At 35.6% G+C, this 2711-nt stretch carries 3 protein-coding genes; all 3 read right to left on the bottom strand.

All coding sequences use genetic code 11. From position 1 onward, the window contains the following. Window positions 1-841: type IV pilus biogenesis protein PilM (pilM, locus tag AC06OU_RS15690; protein WP_475857024.1), on the bottom strand; the 841-nt coding region annotated here is incomplete at its 3' end. A gap of 116 nt (window positions 842-957) precedes the next feature. Continuing rightward, window positions 958-1461: a type II secretion system protein gene (locus AC06OU_RS15685; RefSeq protein WP_475857023.1), complete on the bottom strand. Its 504-nt coding sequence runs from the start codon at window positions 1459-1461 to the stop codon at window positions 958-960. A 32-nt stretch (window positions 1462-1493) separates the two neighbouring features. After that, window positions 1494-2699 (bottom strand): type II secretion system F family protein, encoded by a 1206-nt coding sequence (locus AC06OU_RS15680; RefSeq protein ID WP_475857022.1) that lies wholly within the window; start codon window positions 2697-2699, stop codon window positions 1494-1496. Window positions 2700-2711: the final 12 nt, after the last annotated feature.

The raw sequence follows: 2711 nt of genomic DNA, 5'->3' as shown, positions 1-2711 counted from the left end.
CCATTTCAGGGCTGTCCCCAAATATAATAATTTCATCTACTGCTTTTTCTCCTTTGTACAAAGAAAAGCGATAAAAGTTTAAAATGCGGTCAATTTCAGCAACTTGATCAATGAGTTGGCCCCGATATTCTTCAACGTCTCCAGTATATTCATATATTGCTTCCTTATCCTTAGTAGAGATTATCCAGTTAGAGCGTTCCGTCTCTATTACTTGATAACGAAGGAACTCGACTTTGCCACCAGAATAAATACTGATAGAAACTCCAGCAATGGACCATTCCATTATTAAGTAGCTCTTAGTACTTTCTATATTCTTCACTTCCTCAAAAAATCGTATAGAAGCTAATGCTCTTATTTCTGCAACAGAAGGATGTAAAGATAAATCATCTAATAAACCAGCTATTTTAACAATTTCTTCTGAGGGAGCAGCAAACAGTGTCGCTTCCCCATCTCCTTGCTTAAAATCATAAACATCGAGTAAAGGCTGAGAATATGGTAGGTGAATAGATCTCCCAAGCTCCATTTCTACAAATCCCTTTAAATTCTCAGTCGCAATATCATCTGGATGCTCAAAAGTTTTCATCATAACTGTACTTTCAGGGACAAAAAAACGAACATCTAAACGCTTCAACCCCCATTTTTCTAAGAGTTCCTTCATTAGCTCATAGAACGCCATCTCGTCTACTAATGTATCTCCGTCAAATATGCCATCCTCTAAAGGAGATTGATAAATTACGGCATTTTCAATTTGGTTTGTGTTTATCACAACAGCTTTAATTAAAAACTCATTGATATCCATAACGACAAATCGATTGGATTTTTTTTTGAATCGATCAAACATGACATTCTCCCCTATGTATAAGAATTAGTAACACTTTTCAACGAACGACGATCGCTTGCTCAAAAGTTTTACTAAAAGCTACAGCAGCTAGTGGCTGCTGTAGTATAGTGTTCTCTTTATTCCCCTGTTATATCTTCAATTTCATCAGCGCTACCTTTTTGTTTATCTTTATTGATATCATCTAAGGTTGCATTAGTAAACTTAACTGTTTTATCTCCTGAGTAAGTAATTGCGCTTGTAGTTAATTTATTTGGATTATCTTTAGTTACAAACGTGGTATCTTCTTCTTCCATTTTACCAATGGACTCTAAATATTTATCAGTTTTTAATTCTTTAATTGTCACCTTATTATCCTCATCTTCCGGATTATCGACAAAATACATCTTAGCTGCATTCAATACGTTAGTTGCATCTGCTTTTACTGCGCTATATCTACTATTTTCTATAATTCCACCGATTGCTGGAACTGCGATTGCTGATACGATTGCTAGGATTACAATTACTGCTAGTAATTCGACAAGCGTTAAACCTTTTTGATTTTTTAATAAGTGCTTCATCTTTTTCATTGAACTATCCCCTTTGTTTGTCATTTCATTTGATACATGTTGATTTATATCCATGACTTTTTCACCTCCTTTAAATGAGTTGTTTGTTATATTTGTTCATACATGCTAAACATTGGAATCATGATAGCCATGACGATTGTGCCGACTATTCCTGCCAATAGAAGAATCATTAATGGCTCGATAAGAGATTTTAAACTATCAACTGTTCTGTCTACGTCATCCTCATAGAAATCGGCAATTTTTTCTAGCATATAATCCAGCGATCCGGTTTGCTCACCTATAGCCGTCATTTGTGAAACTAGGGGAGGAAAAATCCAGCTTTTAGAAAGTGGAGCAGATAATGTACCCCCTTTTTCTAGGCTCGAACGTGATTCTTTTACCACTTTTCCTACTACTGGATTACCAATTACTCTTTCGACAATCGTTAATGCCTGAAGGATTGGCACGGCACTACTGAATAAAGAAGATAGTGTTCGAGTCATTCTAGCTATGGCGGATTTTTGTAGTAGCTTACCAAATACCGGAACTCTTAAAAGAAACAAATGGACGGAATAGTTAAACCTCTCATTGTTTTTAAAGAAATAATGAAAGATAAAAACTACTAATATAATAATTAGTAAAAATATATACCAGGATGATTGGAGCGATTCACTTAAACCCATTACTGCTTTTGTGATCCAAGGTAGCTCTGCTCCCATTTCATCAAACATGGACACAAATTGAGGGACAATCGTTAGCATTAAAAAGACCGATACAATTAAGGTTAAACATAAAAGAATAATAGGATACGCTAATGTCGATTGAACTTTTTTCTTTAAATTGAATTGCTTTTCATAGGAAAACGCTAAACGATCTAATGCTGAATCTAAGTTACCGGTGGCCTCTCCAGCCTTAATCATATTGACAAATAAAGCCGGAAAAACTTTAGGATTCTTGGAGGCCGCATCTGAAAAAGAAATACCCGATCGAACATCTTCCTCAATTGCTAGCAGCCCATTTTTTAAAGGCTTGCTTGAGGTCTGCTCGGCTAAAATTTTCGTAGATTCAAGAATCGAGACACCTGCACGGATAAGTGTTGCAAATTGTCTGCTATAAATGACAAAATCTTCATTCTTCACCTTGCCGCCAAGCGATAATTCTTTATGAAGAATACTCTTTGATTCGTCAATCTCTCTAGCATTGATTCCTTGGGAACGAAGTTTGACAACAGCATCTTGTTTATTTGGTGCATCTACGATTCCTTTTTTTATAATTCCTGTCGTTGTTCTCCCGACGTATTTATAAACAGTCATTAAAATTCACCT

It is taken from the genome of Psychrobacillus sp. (genome assembly GCF_056205495.1).
This window is presented reverse-complemented; position numbering and strand designations above follow the sequence as displayed.